Source organism: Aestuariispira insulae (assembly GCF_003385955.1).
Classification (GTDB): Bacteria; Pseudomonadota; Alphaproteobacteria; order UBA8366; family Aestuariispiraceae; genus Aestuariispira; species Aestuariispira insulae.
Genome location: NZ_QRDW01000002.1, coordinates 554456 through 578642 on the forward strand (window position 1 = coordinate 554456; position 24187 = coordinate 578642).

Annotated in this window: 27 protein-coding genes, 1 tRNA gene and 1 riboswitch; of the genes, 18 read left to right on the top strand and 10 right to left on the bottom strand. The window is 55.6% G+C overall.

Features of this window, described 5'->3' with window-relative positions:
• Positions 1 to 57: 57 nt before the first annotated feature.
• Positions 58 to 423 carry a cupin domain-containing protein gene (locus DFP90_RS08630; RefSeq protein WP_115936047.1) on the bottom strand — a complete coding sequence of 122 codons (366 nt, stop codon included), beginning with the start codon at positions 421 to 423 and terminating at the stop codon, positions 58 to 60.
• 133 nt (positions 424 to 556) lie between these two features.
• Between DFP90_RS08630 and DFP90_RS08635 the strand changes: the two genes are divergently transcribed.
• From DFP90_RS08635 to DFP90_RS08645, 3 genes are all read left to right on the top strand, one after another.
• Positions 557 to 1180: a GntR family transcriptional regulator gene (locus DFP90_RS08635; RefSeq protein WP_115936048.1), complete on the top strand. Its 624-nt coding sequence runs from the start codon at positions 557 to 559 to the stop codon at positions 1178 to 1180.
• A 9-nt stretch (positions 1181 to 1189) separates the two neighbouring features.
• Entirely contained in the window at positions 1190 to 1978 is a 789-nt protein-coding gene (locus tag DFP90_RS08640) for an aminotransferase-like domain-containing protein (protein WP_115936049.1), read from the top strand.
• Between the two features lie 135 nt (positions 1979 to 2113).
• On the top strand, positions 2114 to 2392 hold the full coding sequence (locus tag DFP90_RS08645; protein ID WP_115936050.1) for an acylphosphatase: 279 nt from the start codon (positions 2114 to 2116) through the stop codon (positions 2390 to 2392).
• A 57-nt stretch (positions 2393 to 2449) separates the two neighbouring features.
• On the opposite strand, the gene DFP90_RS08650 is transcribed toward DFP90_RS08645, so the two are convergent.
• From DFP90_RS08650 to thiB, 5 genes are all read right to left on the bottom strand, one after another.
• A complete protein-coding gene (locus tag DFP90_RS08650; protein WP_181905258.1) occupies positions 2450 to 2914 on the bottom strand; it encodes a MarR family winged helix-turn-helix transcriptional regulator in 465 nt (154 codons plus the stop codon).
• Positions 2915 to 2992: 78 nt separating this feature from the next.
• Positions 2993 to 3829 (bottom strand): GNAT family N-acetyltransferase, encoded by an 837-nt coding sequence (locus tag DFP90_RS08655; protein ID WP_115936052.1) that lies wholly within the window; start codon positions 3827 to 3829, stop codon positions 2993 to 2995.
• 24 nt (positions 3830 to 3853) lie between these two features.
• Positions 3854 to 4549 carry a thiamine ABC transporter ATP-binding protein gene (gene thiQ, locus DFP90_RS08660; RefSeq protein WP_115936053.1) on the bottom strand — a complete coding sequence of 232 codons (696 nt, stop codon included), beginning with the start codon at positions 4547 to 4549 and terminating at the stop codon, positions 3854 to 3856.
• Positions 4542 to 6152 carry a thiamine/thiamine pyrophosphate ABC transporter permease gene (gene thiP / locus DFP90_RS08665; RefSeq protein WP_115936054.1) on the bottom strand — a complete coding sequence of 537 codons (1611 nt, stop codon included), beginning with the start codon at positions 6150 to 6152 and terminating at the stop codon, positions 4542 to 4544. The genes thiQ and thiP overlap by 8 nt, the downstream gene beginning before the upstream one ends.
• 19 nt (positions 6153 to 6171) lie before the next feature.
• Positions 6172 to 7173 (bottom strand): thiamine ABC transporter substrate binding subunit, encoded by a 1002-nt coding sequence (gene thiB, locus DFP90_RS08670; RefSeq protein WP_115936055.1) that lies wholly within the window; start codon positions 7171 to 7173, stop codon positions 6172 to 6174.
• Positions 7174 to 7225: 52 nt separating this feature from the next.
• A riboswitch (TPP riboswitch) is annotated at positions 7226 to 7332 on the bottom strand.
• A gap of 143 nt (positions 7333 to 7475) precedes the next feature.
• On the opposite strand from thiB, the gene DFP90_RS23190 reads away from it, so the two are divergent.
• Entirely contained in the window at positions 7476 to 9236 is a 1761-nt protein-coding gene (locus tag DFP90_RS23190) for a tetratricopeptide repeat-containing sulfotransferase family protein (RefSeq protein WP_425452152.1), read from the top strand.
• 33 nt (positions 9237 to 9269) lie between these two features.
• On the opposite strand, the gene DFP90_RS08680 is transcribed toward DFP90_RS23190, so the two are convergent.
• Positions 9270 to 9785 (bottom strand): GNAT family N-acetyltransferase, encoded by a 516-nt coding sequence (locus DFP90_RS08680; RefSeq protein WP_218044617.1) that lies wholly within the window; start codon positions 9783 to 9785, stop codon positions 9270 to 9272.
• A 324-nt stretch (positions 9786 to 10109) separates the two neighbouring features.
• On the opposite strand from DFP90_RS08680, the gene DFP90_RS08685 reads away from it, so the two are divergent.
• Entirely contained in the window at positions 10110 to 10784 is a 675-nt protein-coding gene (locus tag DFP90_RS08685) for a substrate-binding periplasmic protein (protein WP_115936057.1), read from the top strand.
• A gap of 23 nt (positions 10785 to 10807) precedes the next feature.
• Here the strand turns inward: DFP90_RS08685 and DFP90_RS08690 are convergent, their stop codons facing one another.
• Together DFP90_RS08690 and lipB are read right to left on the bottom strand one after the other, a co-directional pair.
• The gene (locus tag DFP90_RS08690; protein WP_115936058.1) at positions 10808 to 11575 is read right to left on the bottom strand and encodes a substrate-binding periplasmic protein; all 768 of its coding nucleotides are present in this window, start codon (positions 11573 to 11575) and stop codon (positions 10808 to 10810) included.
• A gap of 66 nt (positions 11576 to 11641) precedes the next feature.
• The gene (gene lipB / locus DFP90_RS08695; RefSeq protein ID WP_115936118.1) at positions 11642 to 12295 is read right to left on the bottom strand and encodes a lipoyl(octanoyl) transferase LipB; all 654 of its coding nucleotides are present in this window, start codon (positions 12293 to 12295) and stop codon (positions 11642 to 11644) included.
• Positions 12296 to 12390: 95 nt separating this feature from the next.
• Here lipB and DFP90_RS08700 point away from each other — a divergent pair.
• Positions 12391 to 12477 (top strand) — tRNA-Leu (locus DFP90_RS08700).
• A gap of 91 nt (positions 12478 to 12568) precedes the next feature.
• Here the strand turns inward: DFP90_RS08700 and DFP90_RS08705 are convergent.
• Positions 12569 to 13459, bottom strand: coding sequence for a substrate-binding periplasmic protein (locus tag DFP90_RS08705; protein WP_218044618.1), 891 nt, complete (start codon positions 13457 to 13459; stop codon positions 12569 to 12571).
• 243 nt (positions 13460 to 13702) lie between these two features.
• Between DFP90_RS08705 and DFP90_RS08710 the strand changes: the two genes are divergently transcribed.
• The 12 genes from DFP90_RS08710 to DFP90_RS08760 all read left to right on the top strand — a co-directional run bounded on the left by DFP90_RS08710 (position 13703) and on the right by DFP90_RS08760 (position 24181).
• Positions 13703 to 14299 carry a lipid-binding SYLF domain-containing protein gene (locus tag DFP90_RS08710; RefSeq protein ID WP_115936060.1) on the top strand — a complete coding sequence of 199 codons (597 nt, stop codon included), beginning with the start codon at positions 13703 to 13705 and terminating at the stop codon, positions 14297 to 14299.
• A 195-nt stretch (positions 14300 to 14494) separates the two neighbouring features.
• Positions 14495 to 16780 (top strand): NADP-dependent malic enzyme, encoded by a 2286-nt coding sequence (locus DFP90_RS08715; RefSeq protein ID WP_115936061.1) that lies wholly within the window; start codon positions 14495 to 14497, stop codon positions 16778 to 16780.
• 39 nt (positions 16781 to 16819) lie between these two features.
• Positions 16820 to 18214, top strand: a complete 1395-nt coding sequence (gene mgtE / locus DFP90_RS08720; protein WP_115936062.1) for a magnesium transporter — start codon at positions 16820 to 16822, stop codon at positions 18212 to 18214.
• 77 nt (positions 18215 to 18291) lie between these two features.
• Positions 18292 to 18945, top strand: a complete 654-nt coding sequence (locus DFP90_RS08725) for a hypothetical protein (RefSeq protein ID WP_115936063.1) — start codon at positions 18292 to 18294, stop codon at positions 18943 to 18945.
• A 127-nt stretch (positions 18946 to 19072) separates the two neighbouring features.
• On the top strand, positions 19073 to 19468 hold the full coding sequence (locus tag DFP90_RS08730; RefSeq protein ID WP_115936064.1) for a MerR family transcriptional regulator: 396 nt from the start codon (positions 19073 to 19075) through the stop codon (positions 19466 to 19468).
• Complete coding sequence (locus DFP90_RS08735; RefSeq protein WP_115936065.1) at positions 19465 to 19896, top strand: acyl-CoA thioesterase; 432 nt, start codon at positions 19465 to 19467, stop codon at positions 19894 to 19896. Before DFP90_RS08730 ends, DFP90_RS08735 begins: the two co-directional genes overlap by 4 nt.
• Entirely contained in the window at positions 19889 to 20359 is a 471-nt protein-coding gene (locus DFP90_RS08740) for a PaaI family thioesterase (protein ID WP_115936066.1), read from the top strand. Before DFP90_RS08735 ends, DFP90_RS08740 begins: the two co-directional genes overlap by 8 nt.
• Before the next feature lie 37 nt (positions 20360 to 20396).
• Positions 20397 to 21569: an isovaleryl-CoA dehydrogenase gene (locus DFP90_RS08745; RefSeq protein WP_115936067.1), complete on the top strand. Its 1173-nt coding sequence runs from the start codon at positions 20397 to 20399 to the stop codon at positions 21567 to 21569.
• A 113-nt stretch (positions 21570 to 21682) separates the two neighbouring features.
• Positions 21683 to 21850 carry a hypothetical protein gene (locus DFP90_RS22805; protein WP_181905260.1) on the top strand — a complete coding sequence of 56 codons (168 nt, stop codon included), beginning with the start codon at positions 21683 to 21685 and terminating at the stop codon, positions 21848 to 21850.
• Positions 21851 to 21919: 69 nt separating this feature from the next.
• Positions 21920 to 22294: a hypothetical protein gene (locus DFP90_RS08750; protein ID WP_115936068.1), complete on the top strand. Its 375-nt coding sequence runs from the start codon at positions 21920 to 21922 to the stop codon at positions 22292 to 22294.
• Positions 22295 to 22339: 45 nt separating this feature from the next.
• The gene (locus DFP90_RS08755) at positions 22340 to 23017 is read left to right on the top strand and encodes an SDR family oxidoreductase (protein ID WP_115936069.1); all 678 of its coding nucleotides are present in this window, start codon (positions 22340 to 22342) and stop codon (positions 23015 to 23017) included.
• 27 nt (positions 23018 to 23044) lie between these two features.
• Positions 23045 to 24181: an acyl-CoA dehydrogenase family protein gene (locus DFP90_RS08760; protein ID WP_115936070.1), complete on the top strand. Its 1137-nt coding sequence runs from the start codon at positions 23045 to 23047 to the stop codon at positions 24179 to 24181.
• Positions 24182 to 24187 lie beyond the last annotated feature (6 nt).

A 24187-nucleotide genomic window follows, 5' to 3' on the forward strand; every position in this document is an offset into this window, starting at 1 on the left:
GTGCATTGTTGGAAAGTGGCCCCGTTCCGGATCCGGCGCGGGGCCACTTTACGTCTGTTAGATCCAATCATCTTCCGGTGCGGTGCGATCGCCACCGGCATTGCCGGTATTCAGGGTGCCTTTCGGTTCGATCAAGAGGATTTGGGCTTCCTGTTCCGCAAAAGGCTTATGCTCGACGCCCTTGGGCATGACAAACATCTCGCCAGCCTTAAGGGTGATCGCCCCGTCACGGAAATCGATCCGCACCTCGCCATCCAGCACAATGAAGGTTTCATCGGTTTCCGGATGGTCATGCCAGATGAAATCCCCCTCGATCTTGGCCAGCTTGAACAGATAGTCATTCATGGTGGCGATGTTTTTCGGGCTCCAATGGCGGTCGATCAGCTTTTGTTTGTCCGCCAGGTTGATTGCTTGATAAGGCATGGTGTTTTCCTTCCTTTGTCCTGTGTATTTCTTATGGTCTGGCTTGTGCCTGCTCCTTATGTACGGATCCTTGTGATTGCGGAACAGATACAGATTTTGTAAATCTCATACGGAACAGATTGAGGGATGACCGATGCAGGGCGAAAACAGTTTCAAATATGAGGCGGCAGCCGCGCGCATCCTGGACATGCTTTCCAGTGGCCTGTTGGGCATCGGTATGAAGGCGCCATCCTTGCGGGAATTTTCCCGGCAATCCGGCATTGCCATGTCGACCGCCATGCAGGCCTATCGCCTGCTGGAGGACCAAGGCGTTCTGGAATGCCGGCCGAAATCGGGTTTTTATGTGCGTGGCTTGGGCGAGGGCGGACCGGATCTGCCGCGCCCAGCCGGCCCGCCAAAAATCATCGATCTGATCGACAAGTCTGGCTCAATCCAGAATCTGCTGGTCCATGCATCGGACCAAAAGCTGCTGCCATTGGGTTGTGCCATACCAACCACGGAAATCCTGGCCTCGGAAAAGTTGGACCGCTGCCTGGCGCGTGCGGCACGGGTCGGCAGCACGGATTTCAATCTCTATACGGTACCCAAGGGCAACCCGGATCTGAGCCAGGAACTGGCGCGGCGGGCTTTGGAATGGGTCCAGGTGGTCGACCCGGAGGATATGGCCATCACCTGCGGCGCAACCGAGGCAATCTACTTGGCACTGAAATGTGTGACCAAACCGGGGGATCTGGTGGCGGTCGAATCGCCGACCTAATTCGGACTTTTGCAAATCATCGAGAATCTGGGTTTGAAAATCCTGGAATTGCCGACGGATGCGGGAAAAGGCCTGGATCTAACGGCGTTTGAAGCGGCACTTTCCCGGCACCCGGTCAAGGCCTGCCTGTTTGCTTCCTGTTTCAGCAATCCGTTGGGCGCAGCGCTTTCCGAGGCGGACAAAAGGCGCGTGCTGGCGATCCTGGCGGAAAAGGGTGTTCCCCTGATCGAAGATGATGTTTACGGCGATCTTCATTTCACCGGCAATCGGCCAAAGCCCTATATGGCGCTTGGCGGCGAGGCGGATGTGATCTATTGCGCATCCCTATCCAAGACACTGGCCCCCGGCTACCGGATTGGCTGGGTTGTGAGCCATCGGCATATCCATCAGTTGGTCGAATTGAAGCTGGCCATGACGTTGAGCGGCGTGACCTTGGCGCAAATGGCGGTGGCGGATTATCTAAGTCGCGGCGGCTATGATCAGCATTTGCGCCGCCTGCGCCGGATCTTTTCGGGCAATATCACGAAAATGAGCCAGGCCATCGCGCATTATTTTCCGGACGGCACCCGGATCAGCCGTCCGCAAGGTGGCTTTGTGCTCTGGGTGGAAATGCCGGAGGGTTATCGGGGGCGTGATTTATTTGCAGATGCACTGAAGCGGGGAATCTGCATCTCACCAGGTGACGTCTTTTCCGCTGCTGACAGGTTCGAAAATTGCATCAGGATCAGCTGCGGCCATCGCTGGGGCGATCATATCGCCGGTGCTGTAAAAGCACTCGGGGGCCTCATTCAACGGTGACGGTCAAGAGGTAAGCGGCTGTAGAAGTTGACGTATCTTTACAAAAGTTTAAAAGCTTTGCGCGAAAGTAGTAACAAGGCTGCGCAATACATCTCCGTTTCTAATTAGACGGTTTTATGTAGAAGTGAGTGGAACATGGTTAAGACAGTATCCGTTATCATCGAGGGTAAGGTACAGGGCGTTTGGTATCGCGGCTGGACCGAGGCCACAGCCCGGGAGCTGGGCTTGAGCGGCTGGGTCCGCAACCTGTCCGACGGATCGGTCGAGGCGCTGTTTTCCGGAGCGGAAGCGGCAGTGGAAGATATGCTGGAACGCTGTTGGCAGGGACCGGAACCGGCGATTGTCACGGCGGTTAACGCGAAATCGGGCGAAGCGCCAGAAACCGATGATTTCGTGGTGCGCAGCACAAAATGACACGGAAGTTGCCATTATTGGCAACAGGCATGTCATTCATTCAGTAAGAAACTGAAATCATTCAATGATTCTTGAGAGCCGCTTTTGCAGCTCGCGGATATTGTCGTTGGTGACATCCAGGCTGCGCAGGTCCATGCCGGTGGCCAGGACATCGGCCATGTCGCGGATCTGCTCGGTTGTGCGGCGCACATGATTATGGCCTTTAGCGGTGAGATCCAGCAGCTGAGAACGCTTGTGCCGGGGGTTGTTGATGAACTGCGCCAATCCTTGTGCCACCAGATCATCGGCGATCTTTTGCATGCGCTGGCGGGCCACGGGGCGGCGCTTGGCCAATTGCGGTACGGTTTGCGGTCCTTCGATCTGGATGGTGCGCATCAGGGACCAGGTGCCGCTGCCCCAGCCGGCTTCTTCGCTCACCTGTTTCCCCGCGGCGCGAAGCTTGAAGAAAGTCGCCATCAGATTGCTGATCAGATCAAACATGGCATCCCCTTCCGGGGGGTGGCGGCGGCTAAACTCAGTCATATGGACAGCACCCATTACTTTTTTATTGTGAGATGACAATTATGCTGTCGATTCGCACATTCTTGGCAAGTGGATGTGTTATCCCAGTTCGAAACTGGTGATGCCGAAGGTATGGTCCCAGGGCAGGTCTGGCATGCCGCCCTTATACATGCGTGCGGTCTCAAAACAGGGCTCAAGGCCGTATCGCTGGGCCAGGGCCATGGCGGCGCCATTGGGTTGGGGCACGTCCAGATAAACCTGCTCACCGGGATGCAGGGCGCAGAGGGAGCGAAACAGCTGGTCGGCGGCAGCACTGTTTTCCGCAAAGAGCGGCCCGATCTTGAAACCTTCGCGACAGGGGCGGATGGCTCCAAAACCGAGCAACCTGTCACCATCCTTGAGCGCATGGGCGGTAACCTTGGGATGTTTGATCCAGGCTGCCAGGAAGGCTGCGCGAGGCCCGGCAAAGAATGCACTGTCATAGGCGGTGATGGCGGGATCGGCATAATCCAGGGGCAGGATGTCGGCTTCGGTGGGGGCTGATACGGTCACCTCTCCGCCAAAGCGGATGTTATTCTGTTCCAGCCTAAATCCGGACTGGGCATAATTATCCTGTTGGTCGACAACCCCGTCCAGGCCAATCACCCGGTCGCCCAGATAATCAATCGCTGCCTGCCAGAGGCGGTAGCCATAACCGAACCCCCGGAAATCCGGATCGACTATGTAAAAGCCGATAAATCCAAATCTGTCGCCATAGCGCACGGCGGAGATGGAGGCGATCATGCGGCCGTCCAACCGGCCTGCCAGAAAACCCTGGTCATCGGCGGCAAAGAAAGCATCCGCATCGGCCAGGCCCGGGTTCCAACCCTCTCTTGCGGCCCATTCGACCATCCGGTCCACTTCCTCACGGCTGGCAATGCCGATTTCATAACTCATGACAGCAATCCTTATCCTCACCAGTCAGCCGAGATAGTCCCGGATGGCGGGATCGGCCGGTTCCACCAGAATATCCGAAGGCGGGGTAAAGGCCAGTATCATTCCATCGCGGATGAAGGCGCATTGGTCGGCAATGCGCAGGGCATCTTCCGGCGCATGGCTGGCCATGACCACAGTGAGGCCAGAATCGCGCTGCAAAGCCTGGATCAGATCCAGCATGCGCGCGCGTCTTCCCGGATCAAGTGCGCTGAAGGGTTCATCCAGCAGCAACAGCGGGCGGCGTCGAACCAGCGAGCGGGCAATAGCGACCCGCTGGCGCTGGCCGCCGGACAGCGCACCTGGCTTGCGTCCGCCAAGGCCATCCAGGCCAACCTGTTTCAAGGCCTGATCAATCTTGTCCCGGTCCGATGGGGTGAGTTTTAGGCCTGGATGGATGCCAAGCCCCACATTATCCGCCGCGGTCAGATGCGGGAACAGATTGTTTTCCTGAAACAGCATGGTGACCGGACGCTCATTCGGGGCCAGGGCGGTGATGTCCACGCCATCAAATCTGATCGTCCCGGACAGGGGCCGGTCAAATCCCGCGATCAGGTTAAGCAGGGTTGTTTTGCCGCCACCGCTGGGTCCGACCAGAGCCAGGCATTGGCCGGATCCCAAGGACAGGTCAAATGCCATCTGCATGGCATCATAATCAAAGCGGAGTGCGGTGATCTCAAGCATGTTTCCGGCCTCCCAGGCCGCGTTCGATCAGTTGGAAAATCACGAAAGAAAGCAGGATCAGGACCAGCGCCGCAACCGCCGCCTGATCCATGCGATAGGCTCCCATGGAGCGGAAAATATAGAGCGGCAGGGTGGTGAAATCCTGGCTGCCAAAGAGCGCGATCACGCCAAAATCACCAAAGGAGAGTGTGGTGGAGAGGGCGAGGGCCAGAGCAATCGGGCGACGAAGAACCGGCCATTCGGCCAGACGAAACCGGTTCATCCCCCTGAGATCCAGGCTGCGGCACAATCGGTCCCTTTCGTTGCCAATCTGGTGGAAGGCCGGGCCAACCACCCGCAGAACAAAGGGCAGGGCCATGCAGCCATTGATGACCACCACCAGGAAAGGCCCCATGGAAAAAATATCTGTATATCCCCGTAACAAGATGAAAAGGCCGGTCGCCAGCACAAAGGGTGGCACTACGAGAATGAGTGCTCCGGTATTTTCAACCAGCCTGGCGCTTCTTGTCCGATAAAGCCGGATGGCCAAATGACGGCTGGTGAAAAGGATGGCCGTGCCCAGCGTCAGTGCCAGCATGCCAGCGGGCAGCGCGACCGCCAGGCTGGTTGCGGCGGCCCGGTAAAATGCGGGATCCTGTAAAACTTCGGGCAGGCGGTCATTCATACCACCCACCGCAACGGCAGCCAGCGGCGGCAGGACCAGTCCGGCGGCGATCAGCAGAAAGGCACCGTCGAACCATCGGGCGAACCGGCCGTCGGGCAGGGGCGCACGGAGCTTCCTGTTCAGCGCCAGTTCGCTTTCCGGATTATGGCCGCGCCCCAGCAGCAATAACGCGGCCCCGCCGCAGAGCATGATCTGGATGAGGGCCAGGGCGACCGCGGTCGGGATATCAAAATCGAACCGCAGAGCCTGATAGATGGCAACCTCTGTGGTGGTGGCCTTTGGTCCGCCACCCAGCGCCAAAACCACGACAAAGCTGGTGAAACAGAGCATCAGGACCAAACCGGCCAGGCCGGGCAGGGCGGAACGCAGGGCCGGCCATTCGATCAGTCGGAAGGATTGCAGGGGCGTCATATCCAACTGCTGGGCCAGGCGCCAGCTTTCGGCGGGAACCGCTTCCAGACTTTGCAATAAGCCACGGGCCACCAGCGGCATATTGAAAAACACATGGGCCAGAAGGATCCCGCCTAGGCCATAAAGATAATGGCCCGCATCCAGGGAAAAATAGCCAAGAATATGATTAAGCCAGCCGTTTTTGCCATGGATCTGTATGATGCCGAGCACGGCCACCAGGGTCGGCAGGACCAGACAGATGCCAAACAGGCGGATGAAAAACCCACGGCCGGGAAACCGTCGCCGGTGCAGCGCGCGGGCAACCGGAATGGCGATGACGACACTGACCAATGTGGAAAGCCCGGCTTGCAGCAGGGTAAAACTGGTCACCCGCTGGATATAGGGGTCGGCGAGCAGGCGGAAGGGATTGGCTGAGCCGGATAGTGCCAGCAAGCTGGCGATTGATCCGCCGATCACGGCCAAGAGAAAGCAAATGGCAAGCGCACCGGGGATCAGGGATCGCCCGGCGCGCCATGCTGGATCTTTCATCGGTTTCAAGAAGGATCCCTTACTGGCTCATGGCATTGAGCCATTCGCCGGTCCAGTCCTTGCGCTTTTCGGCGACTTCCTCCGGCGCGTGGATAAGGGATTTCGCCGGCTTCACCAGGGACCCGAAGGAATTGGGCAGGCTGTTGGTGTCGGTGACCGGGTACATCCAGTTGCCGGTCGGGATCACGCTCTGGAAGCCTTCGGACAGCATGAAGGCCAGGAACTGGTCTGCCAGCGCCTGGTTCGGGCTGTTTTTCAACTTTGCCGCCACTTCCACCTGCATGTAATGGCCCTCTGCAAAGGCGGCAGCCTTGTATTTTTCTTCGCTCTCAACCTCGATGTGATAGGCGGGCGAGGTGGTATAGCTCAGCACCATATCTGCTTCGCCTTCCAGGAACATGGAATAGCCTTCATACCAGCCTTTGGTGGCGGTGACGATCTTCCCGGACAGTTTTTTCCAAGCCTTGGGTGCTTCATCGCCATAGACCTCGCGGACCCAGAGCATCAGGCCGAGCCCGGGTGTGGAGGTGCGTGGATCCTGGATGATGATTTTGAGATCATCAGGAGCCTCAATCAGGGCTTTCAGGCTGGTGGGCGGTGTGTCCATCTTTTTGGAATCATAGATGAAGGCAAAATAGCCGTAATCAAACGGGATGAAGGTTTTATCCTGCCAGTCGATCGGCAGGGACAGGCCTTTGGCGGCAACATTGGTCTCGGCAAAAAGGCCGGTTTCCTTTGCCTGCTTGACCAGATTGGTATCCAGGCCAAGCGCAATGTCGGCTTTGCTGCCGCTGCCTTCCAGCTGGATCTTGGAGAGGATGGAAATGGAGCTGTCGACGGCGACCCAGTTGAGGGTGCAATCGCATTCCGCTTCGAAATTCTTCTTGATCTGCGGTCCAGGTCCCCATTCGGCAGTAAAGGAATCATAGGTGTAGACCGTCAGGGTCTTTTCGTCCGCCTGGGCGGCGGTTGCAGCCAGGGCCATCAGGGCCGCCAGGCTCATAGTCTTCAGGGATTTCATAATCGCGCTCCATACGGATGAAGGGTATGGGGCGGCGGAGTGGTCAGGTTTTGGGCAGATACAGCTCAATTCCCTCCGCCGGCATGACCCGGTTCAGGTTCGACGGGTTGGCCAGATCAGCCTCTCAGCGCCGTCAATGGCGCACCCCGTTGAGATGGACGCACAATAAACCTGCCGAGGTATGAGGGCAAGCCAGCTTTCAGAAGCGAGATGATGTGAGTATAGTGTGCTCCCCAAAATTCCAGAACCAAGCTTGGTGTCTCATGAAAAAGAAACTCTCCCCCCAGATCCAGAAACAAATCATGGATGCTTTCGGCCTTCGGGATCATGGACGTTTCGGGGAGAGCCGTAAACTGGCCGAAAGGATTTTGCAGCAGGTTCCCCGTGAGCCGCACTGCCATTATCTCTTGGGGTCGCTTGCCCTGCAGGCGGGTGATCTGCCCGGGGCAGAGAAATCTTTCCGAGCCGGCATTGACGCCGATAAGAAAGGCCATATGAACCAGGGGGGCATGGGGCTTTTGCTTTTGCGTAGAAATGAGGCGGGTGAAGCTTTGAGATGGCTTAAGCTTGCACATCAGAAAGCGCCGAAAGATCCTTCGCATTTATGTAACCTGGCATTGGCCAACGAATTGACGGGGCAGCCAAACAGAGCGATCAATCTGTTCAGGAAGGCCGTTACGCTGGCCCCAAACTATCTGCCGGCAATCTATCATCTGTCCCGATTGTTGCTGAATGACGGGCAATATTCGGAATGTTCTGTTTTGCTGACCGAAGGATTGAAGCGGTTTCCGGCAGACGAAGGTCTTCTTTCAACCGCGGCGAATTTGCAATCAACATTGGGAAACCTGGAAGAGACAGAGAAACTGTATCGCCAGCTCAACACCCTTGCGCCGAACAAGGTTGAGGTCCAGCGGAAATTGGTGGCGATTGCCATTCAGAAAGGGCAGTTGGAGGAAGCGGAACAAGGGTTGAGTGCGTTGTTGAAACGCAATCCCCATGACCTTTTTGCGCTTGCCACAGCAATCCGCCTAAAGCGGGCCGATTCTATTCTCGCCGAAGGTCTTCGAGCAGCGATCGATGGAGCGCTTGGGCTTATAGAATGTGGGAAGGGGCAAAAGGACTGGTCTGAGGACGAGTTTTACCATGCGTTTGTCGTTGCGGATTTTGCGGATGAAACCCAAGTCGCTTTTAAGGCTCTTGAACAGGCAAATAAGATCAGGCGGGAAGCCTTGAAGAAATATGGTCATAGTTATGATCGTCGCGATCAGGAAAGATATGTAGAGGCGTTGAAGGCTTTTCCGGGGTGGCGGCAGCTATTGAACGAAGCGGTCGGTAGCCAGGACGAGAGACCGGTTTTCGTTGTCGGGATGCCCCGAAGTGGCACAACACTTGTCGAACAGGTGGTTTCCGCACATGCCATGGTGGCTGGGGCTGGCGAGCGCGAAGCACTAAAATTGGCTGTTCATGCTATTGCCCCTCAGCCAGCGGGGATTCAATGCAGTTCTAACTGGATGGAGAATTTGTTAAAAGCCACACCGGAAAAGCGACAGGAAATCGCGGCCGGTTATTTGACGGAGTATGACAAAGCATTTCCTGGTGCCTTAAGGGTTGTCGACAAGATGCCCCATAATTTTACCTATCTGGGTTTTGCGGCTGCCCTTTTTCCAAATGCACGATTCATTCATTGCCGTCGGTCCAAAGTGGCGACTGGATTTTCCATTTTCCAACAGAATTTCGCATCCAATTATCTTTTTGATACCGATTTGTCCGATATTGCTCATGCCCAGAATATTCAGGAAGAACTTATGGATTTCTGGAAAAGCCTCATGGGAGAGAGAATATATGACGTTAGCTACGAGTCTCTGGTCTCAAATCCGGAGCAGGAGATTCGATCTCTGATCAATTTCCTCGGCGTGGCGTGGGATGATGCTTGCCTGAAACATCATGAGCAGAAAAATACCGTCATAACAGCGTCTCAGCACCAGGTGCGCCAACCCATCAATATTGCTTCGCGGGATCATTTCCATCGTTATGCGGATTTTCTCGGGCCGTTGATGAATTGACTTGAAACGGTCTTTGTTAGTCGCTGATGGTGATCATACTGAATGCGGCATTTGGTAGGAAACCATGTTCATGCCATCGATCTGTCTGTTATCCACTGGGATCAATCCGATTTTTTCAGCGACTTTTTGCGATGCAAAATTTTCTGGATGAATGTCTGCAACAATTTTATTCAATCCCAGGGAATAGACCGCATGATCGAGCGCTGAAGCGGCAGCCTCAGTGGCGTAACCCTGTCCCCAGTTTGCTTTTGCAAAACGCCAACCGATTTCAACCTCGTTCTCGAACCAATGATAGGGAAGCAGCAGGATCCAGCCTAGGAAACAATCCGGCTGCCGAAGCTTTGTGACAGTCCAATACCCCAAACCATCGGGGTAATCAGACCGCATGCGCTCCAGGATGAATGCGCGATGCTCGTCCGGCTCATCCCAGGGGCCATCGACAAATTTTGTCACTTCCGGATCCCGGTCCATGGCTAGGCAGCTTTCCAGGTCATCCAGAGTTCTCGGACGCAGGAGCAACCGTTCGGTTTCAATATGAGGTAGGGTCATCTCTGTTATAGGCTCCGGCAAATGCAGTGAGGTGGGCTTAGGTTAATATGCGGGGGAGAAGGGGCTTTTTCCAGGAAATCAAACCGGATTTGAAATTGGAACGGCGGGGCTGCAGGAGATTGGTTCCGTTTGCCACTGGGATCATGTAGAATGCCGATCATCCGAGATTGCGCTGCCAAATGCTGGAACATACACATGTCAGTCCTGATCCGCATCGTTACGTCTGCAATCTTGTTGCTTATTGCACTATGCTCATTTTCCTGGGCGGATGATCTCTGCAGCAAAAAGCTTAGAATAAAATCCACCAATCATTAAGCCCCCTTTATTTCCACCACGCCGGATGGTGCTGTCGTGGGGTTGGATATTGAGCTTGTCACGGCGGTATTGAACAGGATCGGCTGTCGGTTTTCCTTTGTGCCACTTCCTTGGAAACGGGCATTGGTTGAGTTGGAACTGGGGCGGGTCGATATTGTGCCTACAGCCTCCTACCGAGAGGAGAGGACCGTATTCTCTCTCTATTCAAACCCCTATCGTTATGAAACTGTTGGTTTAGTGGTGCGCAACGGTGAAGCGAACCTCTATCCGGTTGAGCGGCTGGAGGATTTCCTGAAATTGCGGGTCCGGATCGGCATTTTGCGTGGTGCGTGGCGCGGCGATGCTTTTGAGGCATTTGAAGCCGATGATCGGGCTGGCCATATCCTGATGAATCTCAATACGACGCAACAGGCCATACAGATGCTGTTACGCAATAGGATTGATTTCTACGTTGAAATGCCGGCCATCGTTTTAAGTGAAGCGGCGGAAATGGGACAGGAAGCGGGCCTGGAGGAGCATCCGTTCGTGATACATAAAGATCCCGTGCATTTCATTTTCAGTAAGAAAACAGTTCGTCCCGAACTGGTGAGACGGTTTAATGCAGCTTTGTCGATCCAGTTGCAGCGGAAAGAATATAAGGCCGCCTTTGGCAGTGCGGCCTTAAATGAGAAACCTGCGATGTGACTTAATTTTTACCGGCGGGCGTTTTAATGGTCTGACGTCATATAACGCCCAAGGATTTTTTCCAGACTGCCATCTTCGCGCATTTCATCCAAAATCTGTCGGAAGACCACAATGATCCGCCGATCGGTTCGTTTGTTGAAAGCGAAATAATATTCCCCCTGTCCCAATATGTAGCGGGCGGTCAGGCTAGAGCGGTTGCCGGATTGGTTCAGGTGCCAGGAGACTACAAGCTGATCATAAGCCCAATAGTCCACCTCGCCGCTATTCAGCAGTCCGATGGCTGTTTGCGGGGAACTGATCAGTTGAATGCCGGTCGGATCAAATCCCTGTTCCAGAAGCAGTTGATGGCCGACATCGTTATTAACCGCCGCTATGCGTGCACCCGATAGCTGATCAAGGGATTGCAGGGGCTGATCGTTGGATTCCCGGCCGATCAGAACGATCGAGGTTTTGGCAATAGGCCCGACCCAATGAAACTGCTGCTCCCGGTTTTTTGCGCGCACCATGGCGAAAAGAGCACTGTTGGGTCGGTTTTGAACGGTCACATAGCCCTGGTCCCATGGCACGACCTTGATGCTGTCCCGGTTTTGATTTGCCCCGGCGCGTTTCAGCATTTCTTCCATCAGATCAATGGATATGCCCGTCAGGCGGCCGTCCTGGATAAAATTTAGAGGCGCATAATCTTCCGTATAGAGGGAAAGCTTGTCGATTGTTTCATGGCCGTTGGCTGTCAGCGGCCAAACCAGGACCGTCGCGATGATCGAACGTTTCAGCTTCTGAAACAGGCGCATGGGGCTCTCCTCGAAAAACGGCAATCAAGTATTCCACCAAAAAGTAAAGGGCCGACTAACGGGGCCTTATTCGGTTCGGAAGGCGTCCGGAAATGTTTTTTCCAGGGCGGCATCCAGATCATGCATGGTTACCGGCAGACCGAGGTCCACCAGGCTGGTCACGCCCAGTCTCTCATCACCAATGCCACACGGCACGATGCCCTGGAAATGCGATAGATCCGGTTCCACATTGATGGCAATTCCATGAAAACTGACCCATTTGCGCAGGCGTACGCCGATGGCGGCAATCTTATCCTCATAACCGTTGCCGCGATCAACCCAGATGCCGACTCGGCCTTCACGGCGTTCACCGGCCACATTAAACTCCGCCAGTGCCCGGATCACCCAGTCTTCCAGGGCCGAGACATACCATCGGACGTCCGGCTTGCGTTTTTTCAGATCCAGCATCACATAGGCAATGCGCTGTCCCGGTCCGTGATAGGTATATTGGCCGCCACGGCCGACGTCATAGACCGGGAATCGCTCCGGTTCCAGCAGGTCTTCGCGCCGGGCGCTGGTACCGGCGGTATAGAGCGGCCCATGCTCCAGAAACCAAACACATTCCGGGGCAGAACCGTCTCTGATCTGGGCTGCACGGTCATCCATGAAAGCTGTTGCCGCCTCGTAATCCACTAGGCCGGGACTGGCTTTCCACTCGATATCTGAAAATAATTCACTCATGATGGCATTTATATGCAACAGACGGGCTTGATCCGCCAGACCCATTCTGTTACATCACCATCCGCCCGAGGGAATTCGGGCCTACCAAATACGATGCGGTCGTGGCGGAATTGGTAGACGCGCAGCGTTGAGGTCGCTGTGGTAGAAATACCGTGGAAGTTCGAGTCTTCTCGACCGCACCAAAAACCCCTGATCCGGGCAATACCCGGACAGGGGTTTTCTCTTTTTTTGCGGAATGTTATTGGCTGTTCTTAAGCCAATTCATAAAAAACTTTATCCGAATGGATTGTACCAGAGACCTGTTTCATCCAAGGGGGTTTTTTCCGGGAGATAAGGGTTTCTCAACTCGATCAGCCTGCGACCCGTTAAGTTGAGTTCCTCTATATGCTGCCCAAAATGCTTCAACAGTAATTTTTCCAGCCGGCCATCTTCTTTCAGCCGCCTCAAGCCCAACTCCACACGCGCCGCCAGATCAGGTGCTGATCCGGCAACAAAGAAATAGACCGGGAACGGATAATGCAGCAGCAAAGCCCTGTCAGCGGCCAGATTGGGATAGCGGGCGCGGCGGCTTTCCAACTCGGGCAGGATCTCGTTTACGCCGCGTGGAAAAAAGTCGAAGCGGGATTGGGCCAGCATGCCAAACAGACTGTCGTAAGTTGGCGCTCTTTCAACCTTCAGGCCGTTGGCCTCAAGAATCGGTATGTCGTTCCAGCCATTGCCCTGGCCAAGGGTGTATTGGGTCAGGTCTGCGGCGGTTTGGACCGTGTCATACTTAGGTTGGTCCTCCGCGCGTATCATCAGCACACGATAGCCAAGCAATCCTTTCATGATTGGGATCCGGATGGGCAGGGCGTTGCGCTCCAGATGATCGCTGGTTGGGGATCGCATGATATTGATCCTCATGCCGGACAAAATCTCGCGCTGGGTCCGCTTTGTGGTCATGACCAGTTTTGCCGTCCGGATTTCATATCGTCCGAAAAAGTCGCTCGAAGCCTTTAAAGCAAGATCGAGAAGTTCCCGGTCATAGCGGTAGCGTACATCCTGTTCCGATTTCGGCTTGGGCAGGATGGCAATATTGTCGGCAAGGGAAGGGGCGGCCTGAAGCGTCAGACAGAGCGCAGGCCAAATGAGGAACCGAAACAACAAGACAGCAACTCGCACCAATACAGATTTCCTTCGAACTTCATATGCAGTTATCACCGTTGCGGTTGCGCAACAAATGAAATTTTATGGCTTTTGGCATCAGACTTGAAGGATGCATCACCGCTCCCGCCTGCCGCCATTCCCGATCACATAATCGGTCCGGCACAATAAAGGACGGTCCTAAATTGCGATCCAGGTCGCCATATTCTGCCGCATCATGTCAGCAATTGGCATCCGAAACCTTATCAGACAGGAGATGATGCGATGTTTGGGCTGAAACAAAAAATTCTGGCACTTTTCTACTTGGCGGCTTTCAGCCCGCTGGCAATATTCACCGAAACAGCGGCGGGACCGACCCAGGCGGAACGGTTGACCATGATCCTGGAAGATCCCGCGCTTGCGTCAGCGCTGGCTCTGTCCAAAGGCATCGTTGTTGTGCCTCGGGTAACGCAGGGGTCCCTGCTGATGCTGCAGGGGGCGGTTGGCAACGGAGCGGTCATCATGCGTGATGAGGGGAGCGGTCTTTGGTGTGCGCCTGCCGCTGTCCGGTTTTTGTCCGGCGGCTTTGAGGGCAGAAGCATCGGGGTCGGGCGAAAGGGGCCGGTGATCCTCTCTGTGCAATCTGGTTTTGTGGCGAAACAGCTATGGGCCAGGTTGGATCTGGTCAGCGACACCGTACGCATGGACGATATGCCTGGAGGGGATGCAGAGGCGGATATTCTCTATCTCGGGCCGGATCCAATCCGCGGCTTTGTCATCAATTCCGGCAGCAGTTTCCTGGATGATCTGTTCGGCAGTGCAGAGATTGAAACACCCTGTTCTTATTATGCGCTGGCGGATGTGATGAAGCTCTTGGATTGATGGTGATGGCGTCTGGGAGCATCCCTTTTGAAACAACCCAGCATATCACCATGCGTGAAAAGCATGAATGCGCCGGAAAGCCCCTGTTTTGCGTCTTTTTCTTTTCGGCAAAATGCTTATGGTAGGCCGGACAAGGGATAATCAGCCGCCGCCGGTTGGCAGGCAGGCGAACCATCAGAGAGAACGAGGTCCAACGTGGCGGAAGATATCGAAAAGGAAGCGCTTTATTATCACCGGATGGCTCCGGCCGGAAAGCTGAGCGTTCAGGCGACCAAGCCGCTGGCCAACCAGCGCGATTTGAGTCTGGCCTATTCCCCCGGTGTGGCTGCGGCTTGCAACCTGATCAAGGATGATCCCAACGAGGTCGCCTCTGTCACCGCGCGCGGCAATCTGATCGGTGTGGTCTCCAACGGCACGGCCGTTTTGGGGCTGGGCAATATTGGGCCGCTCGCCTCGAAACCGGTGATGGAAGGCAAAGCGGTTTTGTTCAAGAAATTTGCCGGGATCGACGTATTCGATATCGAGGTCGATCAGACCGATGTCGACAAATTCTGTGATGTGGTCGCCGCCCTGGAGCCGACCTTTGGCGGCATCAACCTGGAAGATATCAAGGCGCCCGAGTGTTTTGAGATTGAAAAACGCCTGCGCCAGCGCATGAATATCCCGGTCTTCCATGATGATCAGCACGGCACCGCGATCATTGTCGCAGCGGCGGTCTATAACGGCCTGGAAATTGTCGGCAAGAAATTTGAAGATGTGAAGATAGTATGTTCCGGTGCGGGAGCAGCGGCACTGGCTTGCCTGAACATGTTGGTTTCCATGGGCGCCAAGCGTGAGAATATCACCGTCTGTGATATCGAAGGCGTGGTCTATAAAGGCCGAGAAGCCCTGATGGACGAATATAAGGGTGTATACGCACAAGAAACAGACGCGCGCAGCCTGGATGATGTGATTGGCGAAGCGGACGTCTTCATGGGGCTGTCCGCGCCCCGGGTGCTGAAACCCGAAATGGTCAAGAAAATGGCCAAGGATCCCTTGATCCTGGCACTGGCCAATCCGACCCCTGAGATTCTTCCCGAGGAGGCGCTGGCGGTTCGGCCCGATGCCATTATGGCCACCGGCCGCTCGGACTATCCCAACCAAGTCAATAACGTTCTTTGCTTCCCCTTTATCTTCCGTGGCGCGCTGGATGTTGGCGCGACCGAGATCAATGAGGAAATGAAGGTTGCCTGTGTGAAGGCGATCGCGTCGCTGGCTAGGAAAGAAGCTTCTGATATTGTCGCCAATGCCTATAAGTCTGACGACCTGTCCGGTTTTGGCCGGCAATATCTGATCCCGAAACCCTTTGATCCGCGCCTGATCCTGGAAGTTGCACCGGCGGTTGCAAAAGCGGCGATGGATAGTGGCGTTGCCACCCGCCCGATTGAAGATATGGAAGCCTATGAGCAAAAGCTGAGCGGTTTTGTCTATCGCTCGGGGACGGTGATGAAGCCGATTTTCGACCGGGCGATCCGAAATCCCAAGCGAGTGGTCTTCACCGAGGGTGAGGAAGAGCGCGTCTTACGTGCGGTCCAGTTCATTGTTGATGACGGCATTGCCAAACCGGTTCTGGTCGGGCGGCGCGATGTGGTCGCCAATCGTATCGAAAAGCTGGGGCTGCGCCTGAGAATTGATGAGGATTTCGAACTCTGTGATCCGCAGAATGATCCGCGCTACCGCGAATATTGGCAGCTTTATCATCAGCTTTTGGGCCGGAACGGCATTTCGCAGGATTTTGCCCGTACTGTTGTGCGCACCCGAACCACGGTGATCGGCTGTTTGATGCTAAAACGTGGCGAGGTGGATGCCATGATCTGCGGCACCATCGGTCTTTTTGGCAAACATCTGCGCCATGTTCAGGAAGTGATCGGTACCGCGGAAGGCGTGCGGGATTTGTCGACCATCAATATGCTGGTTTTGAACAAGGGTATTGTTTTCATCTCCGACACCCATGTGACCGAAGAGCCGACAGCCGTCGAGCTGGCGGAAATGGCGGTTCTTTCGGCGAAAGAGGTGAAGACCTTTGGCATCGAGCCCAAGATCGCCATGCTGTCCCATTCCAATTTCGGCTCTTCGAAAAAGGCATCTGCGGTCAAGGTGCGCGAGGCGGTGGAAATCCTGCAGCGGGATTATCCGGATCTGGAGGTCGAAGGTGAGATGCATGCGGATACGGCGCTGAATGAAGAATTGCGCGAGAGCTTCCTCTCCGATTCGAAATTGAGCGGTGAGGCCAATCTGATGATCATGCCGAATCTGGATGCCGCGAATATTTCATACAATATGCTTAAGATGCTGGGCGACGGATTGTCTGTCGGGCCGATCCTGGTCGGGGCGGCGCAGCCGGTCCATATTCTCACACCGTCCTTGACGGTGCGCGGGATCGTCAATATGACGGCAGTAGCTGTGGCGGATGCGCAGAAACACGAGATGGATCAAAGCTGATCCGGACATAAAAACAACCGACCGACAGGGGAGGGGCCCGTGGACGCAACAGAAACTGCGCAGGAAATTGATGTTGATGCGCTGGATCGATACGGCCTCTCCGAGGAACTGATCGACGATATCGAAGTAGGCCTGCTGGAAAGCAAGCCGGTCGATTACTTCCAGGCCTTGCTGGAACCCCTCCACGCGGCGGATATTGCCGATCTGCTGGAGCAATTGTCGGGTGGCGAGCGTGAACAACTCATCGAACTGATGGGGGATTTGTTCGATGCGGAAGTCTACAGCCATCTGGATTATACCGTCCGAGAGGATGTGGTCGAGGATCTCGATACCGAAAAGATGGCCGAGATCGTCAATGATCTGGCCTCCGATGATGCGATCGACTTCCTTGAGGATCTCGATGAAGAAGAACAGCGGGAGCTGCTGGATGCCATTCCGGCGGAAGACCGCGCCTTTTATGAAAAACATCTCTCTTATCCGGATGAATCCGCTGGGCGTCTGATGCAGCGCGAAGTGGTCACGGTGCCAAGCTTTTGGACCGTGGGGCAGACCATCGACCATATGCGCGACAAGAAAATCGAACTGCCGGATGATTTCTACAACCTGATCATTGTGGATCCATCTCACCATCCGGTGGGTATGGTGAAGCTTTCCAAGCTTTTGCGCACCAAACGCCCGACCCCGATTGCCAATATCATGTGGGAGGATATGAAGATCATCCCGGTCAATATGGACCAGGAGGATGCGGCCTATCTGTTCCGGCAATATGGACTGGTTGAAGCTCCTGTGGTGGAAGAGGGCGGCCGCCTGGTCGGGGTGATCACGGTGGATGATATCGTCGAGGTTCTCGATGAAGAGCATGAAGAGGATATCCTCAAGCTTGGTGGGGTGAAGGAGGATGACCTTTATTCCGACGTGGTTGAGACAACCCGTCTGCGCTTTTCCTGGTTGCTGGTCAATCTGGGCACTGCGATTGCGGCCAGTCTGGTGATCGGACTGTTTGAAACAGCGCTGGAAAAGGTGGTGGCCCTGGCCATCCTGATGCCGATCGTGGCGTCCATGGGCGGTAATGCGGGCACTCAGACCCTGACGGTTGCCGTGCGCGCGCTGGCCACCAACGAACTGACCACCTCCAACGCCTTCAGGATTGTCGGCAAAGAGGTTCTGGTCGGCGGCATTAACGGTATCTTGTTTGCAATCCTCATGGGGCTGGTCTCCTGGGCCTGGTTCCAGGATCCCGCCCTTGGCGGTGTGATCGCCTGTGCCATGGTGGTTAATATGCTGGCAGCCGGCCTGGCCGGCACCCTGATCCCGTTGGGGCTGGAGAAGCTGGGCAAAGACCCGGCCATTGCCTCGACTGTCTTCCTGACCACCATCACCGATGTGGTCGGTTTCTTTTCCTTCTTGGGGTTGGCGGCCTGGGTGCTTTTGTAACGGTTTGAAAAGGCGGTAATCTTAGCCATCTGGCAGGGTTGTTGCTTGTCTCCTTACCATACAGAAGGAGATAACCCATGGAACGCAGCAATGCAGAAGTAATGCGCGTGGCCACCCAGTTCGAGGCAATGCGCCGCACGGTTTCCGTTGATCCCGACAATGCCGATATGACGCGGCAAAAGGGCCGCGAAGAATTCTATAATTCCTTTATGGGCCGGTATGGCCTGCCGGGATCGGCGAAGGATCCGGCAATCACAGATTTGCCGGGCCTGGCGGAGGCCTATGATCTTTCCAGCATGTCTGTGCGCGAGGTGATCGCGCTGGCGGGGGATTTGATGAAGGCCGGTATGGGCCAGGGGTTGGAAACCAGCCTGCTCGGATTTGATTTTTCTAATCTGCCCTTTGCCGAGGATCCGATTTTTCACCAATCGCCACTATTTTTCATCAACAGCACGCTCGGGCTGCCCGGACGCCGGGACCGTAGCTATGATTGGATCATGGAATATGAGGCCCAGCTTAAGCATCTGACGGAAGAAGGTGGCGATGCCAGGGCGATTGACGCTACCCGCAATGTGCTGGGTCAGTTGCGCAAGCTTCAGGCGGAACGCAATATGTATGCGGCCATGGGCCTGGATGGGGGTGATGACGAGGATGTCGGCCAGGATGGTTTTTATAACCAAGGCCTGTTATCCCCGGCGCTGACCATGCTGGCGGCAGAGATGGATCGCTGACACCTCTGGCGGCTTGCTCCAGTTAGATCGGTTGGTGGTGGGGTCAAAAAACACTTTACGTTAACGTAAAGGTAAATTAATGTTCCTGTCACAGGGCGCACATGCCTGCGCAGACAGGAAGGATTTCATGGCTTCGGAATATACGATCCGCGATCTGGCCTCCGAGTTCGAGGTGACCACCCGGACCATCCGCTTTTATGAGGATCAGGGGCTGTTGATGCCTGAACGGCGTGGCCAGCACCGGATATTTTCCTTGCGGGACCGCATTCGTCTGCGCCTGATCCTGCGTGGCAAGCGTTTGGGATTCTCATTGGCAGAGATCCGTGAAATCATCGATATGTATGACGAGCAGCCGGGCGAGGTGGGGCAGTTGGAGCATTTCCTGGAGAAGCTGGAAATGCGCCGCGCCGATCTGCAGGAAAAACTGAATGATATCGAGATGACGCTCTCTGAGCTTGATGCGGTGGAGGCTGTCTGCCGTCAGCGCCTGACCGACATGAAAAAGGGGAAGGCGGCAGAATGAGCGATGAAATCCTGACTTTTAAGGGAACCGTCTACCCCTGGCATTGCGACCATATGGGGCATATGAATGTGATGTGGTATGTGGGCCGGTTTGACGAGGCCACCTGGCATTTTCTGGCGGAATTCGGCCTGAGTAATGAGGCGTTCGAAAGCCGCAATATCGGCATGGCGGCGCTTGAACAGACCGTTCAATATAAGCGCGAATTGCATGCCGGTGCCCAGATTGAAATCTGGTCCCGCCTGATCAGCGTTACGGAAAAAGTGATCGAGTTCGAGCACCGCATGGTGAACAGCAATTCCCGTGACGATTGTGCCTTCATCCGCAACACGGCGATTTGTCTCGACCGGATTGAGCGCCGGGGCTGCAAATTCCCGGATGAGATATACATCCGACTGCGTGCCGGGCTGGAGGCTGCGGGCCATGCCTGACTTCAAGACCCGCAATCCGGATTTCGCCAAACGTGTGGCGGAGAGCTTTCAACGTCAGAGCTTCATGACAACGCTTGGCGCGGAATTGACCTCTGTGGAGGCCGGGGGCGTTGAGATCCGGTTGCCTTACCGGGACGATCTCTGCCAGCAGCATGGCTATTTCCATGGCGGCGTGATCGGAACGCTTGCGGATAATGCGGGCGGCTATGCGGCCTTTTCCCTGATGGGGGCGGAGGATTCGGTCCTCACTGTTGAATATAAAATGAATATTGTCGCGCCGGGCGATGGAGAGCAACTGGTTGCGCGGGGCCGTGTCTTGCGGGCCGGTCGGACCTTGACGGTCTGCCAGGCCGATGTCTTTGCCGTCAAGGACGGGCGGGAGAAGCTCTGTGCCACGGCGCTTTGTACCCTGATGACCATGGCGGGGGCCTCAGACGGGCCGTCGCCTGCGAAGAGCAACTGAATTTTTTTTGATGATATGATCCTTTGGAGCTCCAGACATGATCCCCAATGAATATCCAAGCCTGAATTTCGATCTGGGTGACACCGCCGAGATGATCCGTGACACGGTCAAATCCTTTGCCGCGGACGAGATTGCGCCGCGTGCGGCTGAAATTGACCAGGTGAATGATTTCCCCGCCGACCTGTGGCAGAAAATGGGTTCCCTCGGCTTGCTGGGAATCACTGCGAAAGAGGAATATGGCGGGTCCGGTATGGGCTATCTCGAGCATGTGATCGCGATGGAGGAAATCTCCCGTGCCTCCGCCAGTGTGGGGTTGAGTTATGGCGCGCATTCCAATCTCTGTGTGAACCAGATCCACCGAAACGGCACGGAAGAGCAGAAACAGAAATACCTGCCGAAACTCATATCGGGTGAGCATGTGGGGGCACTGGCCATGTCCGAGCCTGGTGCCGGTTCCGACGTGGTTTCCATGAAGCTGCGCGCGGAGAAGAAAGGCGACCGCTATGTTCTGAACGGCACCAAAATGTGGATTACCAACGGCCCGGATGCCGACACATTGGTGATCTATGCCAAGACCGATCCGGAGGCGGGCAAACGTGGTATTACTGCCTTCCTGGTGGAGAAAGGCTTCAAGGGTTTTTCCGTGGCGCAAAAACTGGACAAGCTGGGCATGCGCGGTTCCAACACTGGTGAATTGGTGTTTGAGGATTGTGAGGTTCCTGAAGAAAATATTTTGGGGGGCCTTGGCAAGGGCGTTAATGTTCTGATGAGCGGCCTTGATTACGAGCGCGCGGTTCTTTCCGGCGGGCCGACCGGGATCATGCAGGCGGCCATGGATGTGGTGCTGCCCTACATACATGAACGCAAACAGTTTGGTCAGGCGATCGGCGAATTTCAGCTGATGCAGGGCAAGATCGCGGATATGTATACCACGATGAATGCCACCAAGGCCTATGTCTATGCGGTGGCCAAGGCCTGCGATCGGGGCGAGACCACCAGGAAGGACGCCGCCGGTGCGATCCTCTATTCAGCGGAAAAAGCGACCTGGATGGCGCTGGAGGCAATTCAGATCCTGGGTGGCAACGGCTATATCAACGAATATCCGACAGGCCGCCTTTTACGTGATGCCAAGCTCTATGAGATTGGCGCAGGCACATCCGAGATTCGCCGCATGCTGATCGGCCGGGAGATTTTCGAAGAAACACGTTAAGGGCGGTTACAAAAGGGGCGGTGTTTTTTGGATTTCGCCCCCCTTTTTTGCTATAATACCTGGAATCGTGGGCACACGAAGACCGGTAACGTCACACAGGAGGCCAGCGGCAGATGAAAGCTTGGGAAAAATTGGAACGTCGGGATAGTGAAGATCGCCGCGGTCTGCAACGCAGCTTTGGTGGACAGGACCGCCGCAGCGGCATTGATCGCCGGGAACATCCGGAAGCCTGGGATACCTATTGGAGCGCTAAAGAAAGCGTGAATGGGAAAACACAATAATCATTGGATGAAACCGCATTTGCCTGCCTATAGTCTTGTCTGGATGTCAGGATCAGGCGGGAATAAGTGATGATACGGGGACTTTCCTTCAAAATACGTATCTTGCTGATCCTGGTCAGCTTGGGAAGCATGTTTCCCGGCACGGGAATGGCGGAAGAGATCCGGCTTGTCGGGGCTGATATAAAGTCGGCCCTGGAAAACCGGACGGCGCTTTATGATGATGGTGCCAAACAGTATTTCGATGACAGGGGCGGCACGCTCTATGTCAGTGCATCCGGTCGGCGCGAACAGGGGCGTTGGCGGGTTGACGGTGATGAATATTGCTCTCACTGGGGGCGGGGCTGGGACTGTTATGAAATGACCGGTTCCGGCGATCGGGTCAGCTGGCGGGCGAGTTTTGGTAAAGAATACAAAGCGGAAATGGTGGCAGGAAACCGGCTCTAGGGGGCCTGGCGTCAACCGCGGGGATTGACTTTAACGGGGGTGGGAATGCCGACAATTTTGATCACGGGTGCCAATCGTGGGATTGGCCAGGCTCTGGCGACCAGTTATCAGGCCGCCGGTTGGAAGGTTTATGCCGCCAGGCGTTATGGCGGTGCGGTTGTGCCGGAAGGCACGCATCCCGTGCGCTTGGATGTGGGGGACGAGCATTCCATCAAAGCGCTGAAGGATCAGCTGGGGGATGAGCCGATTGATGTTCTTTGGAACAATGCCGGTGTCTTCCTGGACAAGGGCAAGGATCTGGCAAAGCTGCCGGATGAAGACTGGCTGGAAAGCTTCCGGGTGAATTGCGTGGCCCCCATTCGACTGGCGGAGATGTTGATCGACAATGTGGCGGCGTCTGACCGGCGCGTGATGGCCTTCACCAGCACAAAGATGGCTTCCCTGGCGAGATATGGCCAGGGCTCAATTGCCTACCGGTCATCAAAAACGGCCTTGAATATGGCGGTGCGTTGCCTGTCCCACGATGTGGCGCCGCGCGGTATCTCTTGCATTATGCTGCATCCGGGCTGGGTGAAAACGGATATGGGCGGGGAGGCCGCTGATATTGACGTGGAGACCAGTGTTTCTGGCATGCGCAAGACCGTCGATCAGGCGGGCCCCGGTCAGCAGGCGGATTATAACGGCCGCTTCTTTGATTATGATGGCTCGGCCATAGACTGGTAACCGTTTCGAACAAAAGGTCTGATCCCGATGATCCTTACTGAAGAACAGCAGATGGTCCGCGATATGGGGCGTCAGTTTGCCCAGGAACAGTTGGCCCCGAATGCCGCCCGGTGGGATGAGCATTCAGAATTTCCCGCCGATGCACTCCAGGCGATGGGTGCGCTTGGCATGATGGGCATGCTGGTGCCGCCGGAATATGATGGGGCCGGCACCGATCATGTGGCCTATGCCATGTGCCTGGAACAGATCGCGGCCGGGGACGGATCGGTTTCGACCATCATGAGCGTTCATAATTCCGTCGGTTGCATGCCGATCCTGAAATTTGGCACGGAAGAGCAGAAAGAACGGTTTCTGAAACCGATGGCCCGGGGCGAAAAGCTGGGGGCCTTCTGCCTGACCGAACCCCATGCGGGATCGGATGCCTCCGCGATCAAGACCCGAGCACGTAAGCATGGCAATAAATGGGTGCTTAATGGAACCAAGCAATTCATCACCAGCGGTAAAAATGCCGATGTGGCCATTGTCTTTGCGGTCACCGATGAAGCGGCGGGCAAGAAGGGGCTGAGCGCCTTTATCGTGCCGACCGATACGCCCGGATACACGGTTGCCAGCGTGGAAAAGAAGCTGGGTCAGAAAGCGTCAGACACCTGCATGCTGGTTTTTGAGGATATGGAGCTGACCCCGGACCTGATGTTGGGCGAAGAAGGGCAGGGATACCGGATAGCGCTTTCCAACCTGGAAGGCGGCCGGATCGGGATTGCTTCGCAGGCGGTTGGCATGGCCCAGGCGGCGCTGGATCATGCGGTTGCCTATGCCAAGGAACGTGTGACCATGGGCAAGCCGATCATCGAGCATCAGGCAGTTGGTTTCCGTCTGGCGGAAATGGCGACCCAGGTTAATGCCGCGCGCCAACTGGTCCTGCATGCGGCCAGTCTGCGGGACGCCGGCCAGCCCTGTATCGAGCAGGCATCGATGGCAAAACTGTTTGCGACCGAGATGGCTGAACGGGTGGTGTCGGATGCGATCCAGGTTCATGGCGGCTATGGCTATCTGAAGGATTTCCCGGTCGAGCGGATCTATCGCGATGTCCGGGTATGCAAGATTTATGAAGGCACCAGCGATATCCAGAAAATGGTGATCGCGCGCGGCCTGTCCGCGGATTGAATAAGA